The 5,578-nt window shown below is 37.7% G+C and carries 1 protein-coding gene and 2 pseudogenes; 2 read left to right on the plus strand and 1 reads right to left on the minus strand.

All coding sequences use genetic code 11. The annotated features are described in order from the left end of the window. Positions 1–751 precede the first annotated feature (751 nt). Positions 752–1,090 (plus strand): annotated as a pseudogene (locus AFK68_RS45015) (CHAT domain-containing protein); the annotation flags it as partial. 1 nt (position 1,091) lies between these two features. Further along, positions 1,092–1,655, plus strand: a pseudogene (locus tag AFK68_RS41620) (CHAT domain-containing protein); the annotation flags it as partial. Positions 1,656–2,857: 1,202 nt separating this feature from the next. Here the strand turns inward: AFK68_RS41620 and rpoD are convergent. After that, positions 2,858–4,018: an RNA polymerase sigma factor RpoD gene (gene rpoD, locus AFK68_RS12965; protein ID WP_094673179.1), complete on the minus strand. Its 1,161-nt coding sequence runs from the start codon at positions 4,016–4,018 to the stop codon at positions 2,858–2,860. Positions 4,019–5,578: the final 1,560 nt, after the last annotated feature.

Consider the following 5,578-nt stretch of genomic DNA (forward strand, 5'->3'; position numbering starts at 1 on the left):
AGCCACCGCTACTAATGGAAATGCCACGATTGCAAATACAGGCAATATTATTAATACAGAAAATCAGATAGCCACCGCTACTAATGGAAGTGAAACAATTACTAATACTGAAAGGAGCAATACGACCACACCCATAACTCCTACTCAGACAAATCCTCTAACTACTAATAACCCTATTCTCAGAGCAGAAACAAACCCCTCCACAACAGTAGGTCTAACCACAAATACCTCAGAACCCCCCACTCTAAACACCACTCAAACTAATCAAAACCCTAATAGAAATATTAATAATAATCAGTTCCAACAAACACTGATAAATAACAATATTATTTCAACAATTACCCCCAGTAACAATAACCAAACAACCAATACTGCCACTGCCAAAGAAAAAACCGACTCATCTATCAACAATACCACTGATACTCAACAAATATTAAACATAATTGAAACCGTTAATACCAACTCTCTAACAGTAGCCACAAGTTCAGAGCAACTAATAACCATGTTAGAAGAAAACCGTACTAACGAATATTTGAATTACTTAGGAACAGATTTAAACGAACAACTTATCAGCACAAAAAACGTCCGAGAAATTTTAACAGATATGGCAAACCAAACCGGAAAAGAATCTGCTGTAGTTTATATTAATTCTTATTCCGACCAATTACAAATAATATTATATACCAAATCAGGGCAGCCAATTATTAAAACTATTCCCGCAGCTAACCGTAAAAAACTAATGAAAGTTGTCATGAAATTACGGGCACAAATTACAAATCCCGCTAGTAGTTTTACTAATACTTATTTACGACCAGCACAACAATTATATGATTGGTTAATCGCACCTATATCCGCTGAATTAAAATTAGCAAATATCGATACTTTATTATTTAGTATGGATGAAAGTTTACGAACTTTACCTGTGGCAGTTTTACATGATGGTGAACAATTTTTAATTGAAAAATATAGCCTCAGTTTAATTCCCAGTGTGAGTTTAATGGATACTAATTATCGCCCACTTCAAGATACTCAAGTATTAGCAATGGGAGCCAGTGAATTTATGGAACAAGAGCCATTACCAGCAGTACCCNCTCAATGAAGATTTTACTCGTAATAACCTACTAACTCAACGAAAAAATTATCCCTATCCTATTATTCATCTAGCTACTCATGCAGAGTTTAAGCCGGGTAAAGCTAGTAATTCCTATATTCAACTTTGGAATAACGAACAAATAAAATTAGACCAAGTTAGGGAGTTAGGTTGGAGTCAACCTGCTGTAGAATTGTTAGTATTGTCTGCTTGTCGCACTGCTGTGGGAGACAGAAATGCCGAGTTAGGGTTTGCGGGGTTAGCAGTAGCAGCAGGAGTGAAGTCAGCTTTGGCTAGTTTGTGGTATGTGAGTGATGAGGGTACATTGGCGTTAATGACGGAGTTTTATACTCATTTGAATAATGCTAAGATTAAAGCGGAGGCGTTAAGACAGACGCAGTTAGCAATGTTGCGAGGGGAAGTGGTTATTGTAGAAGGGGAGTTAAGGGGAAGTGGAGCGCGTGGGGCGGTGGTGTTGCCGTCAGCATTAGGGAAGTTTGGTAATCAAAATTTTTCTCATCCTTATTATTGGTCTGGGTTTACTATGGTTGGTAGTCCTTGGTAATTAATAATGGATAATGGATAATTAATCAATTTGGTTTAATATAAAATCCGGTTGAACAGTCGTCCGCAGCGACGAAGCGGAAGNGAGTTAAGGGGAAGTGGAGCGCGTGGGGCGGTGGTGTTGCCGTCAGCATTAGGGAAGTTTGGTAATCAAAATTTTTCTCATCCTTATTATTGGTCTGGGTTTACTATGGTTGGTAGTCCTTGGTAATTAATAATGGATAATGGATAATGGATAATTGATAATTGAGGAGTCAGAAGGTTTCGTTCATATAGAACCCCTGAAGGGGTCTATTTAAAATTAGAGATTGAGAGTAGGGGAGTGGGGGAGATGATGAAGTAAGTCAAAAAAATTCTACCTTTTTCCTCTATTTCTTTATTCTCCATCTCCTGACTACTGAGGACTGAGGACTGACTCAAGAGCCAAAAACCCTTACCTTTGCGGAGATACGCTTAGGGGTTCTATAGAATAGGACTTATGTATTTTTCTCAAATAAAGACTATAAACTATTGCGCAATAGTTTTGAACTATTATATATGGCTTTAGTATAAGTCCTATAGAAGAGAAAAATTACCTTTTGATAGGGTTTAGCAGTTTTTCACACCCCATCAAAAGGAGCAAATATATCTGAATTGCTCTATAAAACTGATACAAGGTGCCACATTAAGTGACAATCTGATGTTTATTTCCTGCTGTACGGACGTTGCACAGGCAAAAATGCGTTTTCCGTTCCGGAATGCTCCGCAAACATGTCGCGCAGCGAAACGTCCCTAAGACCGTTGGCGATTACTCATCCACAGGAATAAATGGTCAAGCTGACCGTATTCTCAAATTAATACTNTGTACGGACGTTGCACAGGCAAAAATGCGTTTTCCGTTCCGGAATGCTCCGCAAACATGTCGCGCAGCGAAACGTCCCTAAGACCGTTGGCGATTACTCATCCACAGGAATAAATGGTCAAGCTGACCGTATTCTCAAATTAATACTTGCATCTCATAAGCGGTCTAGAGATATGCCACGCTCAGGGAAATCATAACTTCTAAGACTTAACGGCATATCTTTTACATGACCACAATTAGACCTAACAAATTCAGTATGTCTACCGTTAATTACTAATAGTATCTCACTAGTTACTAGCACTTAAAGTGTCTCACAGTAACATCAGTTAGAAAATTAGGTAATAGACAACCGACTAACTTTTCTAACGGATATATTCTTTCAGAATACTATTTCGATTTGGGTGTCGCAACTTCCTTAGAGCTTTTGCTTCAATTTGTCGAATCCGCTCGCGAGTCACATTAAAGATTTGTCCAATTTCTTCTAAGGTTTTCATCCGACCATCATCCAAGCCATACCTTAAACGTAATACATCCCGCTCACGGGGACTCAAACTATTTAAAACACTTTCCAAATCTTCTCGCAATAAATTTTTAGATACTTGGTCTTCAGGAGTTTCCCCATCTGACTCAATAAAATCCCCCAGTCGAGAATCTTCCTCTTTTCCAATAGGAGTTTCTAAAGATATAGGTAGTTGAGCAGACTTAGCAATAAAACGCAACTTTTCAATAGTCATTTCCATGCTAGTTGCTATTTCCTCTTCTGTAGGTTTACGACCCATTTCTTGAGAAAGAAGCTTAGTAGTTTTCTTGATTCGGGATATAGTTTCGTACAAATGAACAGGTAGACGAATAGTACGAGACTGATCGGCGATCGCTCTGGTAATAGCTTGACGAATCCACCAAGTTGCGTAGGTACTAAATTTATAGCCCTTTTCATGGTCAAATTTTTCTGCTGCTCGAATTAATCCCAAACTACCTTCTTGAATCAAATCCTGGAATGATAAGCCTCGGTTCATGTATTTTTTGGCGATGGAAACCACAAGACGCAGATTAGACTGTACCATCTTTTCTTTAGCTCTACGCCCAAGTATTAACCGACGCTTAAACTTTGACAATTCCATGTCTACAGCATTTGCCCACTCACTGACTTGGGGTTCTCGATCTAAGTTATACATTAGATCTTCTCGAATCCGCTCCAATTCCAGAAGGTCTGCTATCTTACGCGCTAATTCAATTTCTTCATCAGCTCGTAATAGTCTGATTCTTCCTATTTCTTGTAGGTAAAGGCGAATCGAGTCTTCTGTGTAATGCTTTTTTTTGCCCGCAGTGCGAGTACGAGATTTGGCAACTTTACCAGACTTTAGATCATCCTCATCAGACTGAGCATCTATATATTCTTCTCTATCTCCGATTAAAATGTCTAACTCATCATTTATTTGTCTGGTTGGGGTTGGCTGAAATAAGTCGCTAGATTCTAGCTCAGGCTGAATGGTGGTTTCGATTACGTTGTTAGTCTGGATCATGTCGCGTTCCTCATGCTCCTTAGGTTGNTTGGCAACTTTACCAGACTTTAGATCATCCTCATCAGACTGAGCATCTATATATTCTTCTCTATCTCCGATTAAAATGTCTAACTCATCATTTATTTGTCTGGTTGGGGTTGGCTGAAATAAGTCGCTAGATTCTAGCTCAGGCTGAATGGTGGTTTCGATTACGTTGTTAGTCTGGATCATGTCGCGTTCCTCATGCTCCTTAGGTTGAAGAATAAATTACTTTACAGAAGTTTTCTGTCTATCTTAAGACAGTATAGCTAGTGACCAAACCTGTATGGTTTATCTTTTTTGCAGGAAACTGAGAAATTTCGTGAGTTTACCTGAAATAATATTTACCCATTTCAGGTTTACTTTATTGGTATTGGCTCTTTTTTCACAGTCTTCAGAGTCATATATTATGGCTAACGGTCGTGCCAGTATCATTTTCTACATTTGAACTACCTCAACTCAACTTCGTTATAGTTGTTTTTAGAAGTGGGATAACCCACACAACTGCTTCATAAAACTGATATAAAACGTCACAATTAGTGATGTTTTAATGTTTAGGGATGTTGCATGCAACGTCCGTACCTTCTAAGGTTACACTCTGCAGCAGGACTTCCACAGGTATCAACGGTTAAGGCAACCCGATCTCTCGATCTTTAATAATTGTATTTAGATCCCGGTCTATAGACAAACTACACTTAGGGCAATCAAAGGTCTTACCTATCTGGTAGTCCTATATAGTAATGGTGAATAGTTGCTAAAACGCTGACTATAGGGTTGCCGAAAAAATTACAATGCACCATTACTACCTAATCTTATTTCCCCTTATGCTTTGAGCCTGCCTGCCACATATCTACATTATGCTAATAACTTAAGCTGGGATGAGAGCCATTATTTATCCTACCAAAGTTGGAATTCTTCCTTTAAGTTAGCCATTATGTCAAAGGCTATCACAGGGAAATCATATCAATTTAGGCTATCTGATAATTGGTATAACCAACTTCAGCTCTAGAGCTATTAGCAATAAAAAACAATGAGACAGCTAATTTAAGGATTCATTAATCCGCGACCAACCCCACTCAATGACAACTATTTGGACATGAAGGGTGTAGTTCATAGTTATCTAGCCTTTCATCTTCACCTAATATTTATATTAGTTTGAGAATTGTCTGGGGTTTTAGTTAAACACCATAACAATATTCTTTCTTTAGTTTTTGTGAAAATATCAGAAATTTGACTACACAATTACCTATGGTTGACTATGCTACTTTATTTACAAGGTAAATAATTCAGGGAAATTGTTAAAACATAACAAATTATACCCTAGCTATAAAATCCTTTACCCAATAAAGGCACTAATATATATTTTACTTTGTACTTTCTGTCTTCAACCTCCTTTTTTTTCTAGCATTTACTCTTGTCATTACATCTCCTGTATCTATCAATTGTAAGATTTTTGGAAGATGAATGTGATTAGTTTCATGCTAGCAATAATCTATACATTAATCACCTCCACTATAATAATTATGTTGAGTTGAGAAAAAT

The organism is Hydrocoleum sp. CS-953 (genome assembly GCF_002260545.1).
In the GTDB taxonomy this organism is placed as follows: domain Bacteria; phylum Cyanobacteriota; class Cyanobacteriia; order Cyanobacteriales; family Microcoleaceae; genus Trichodesmium.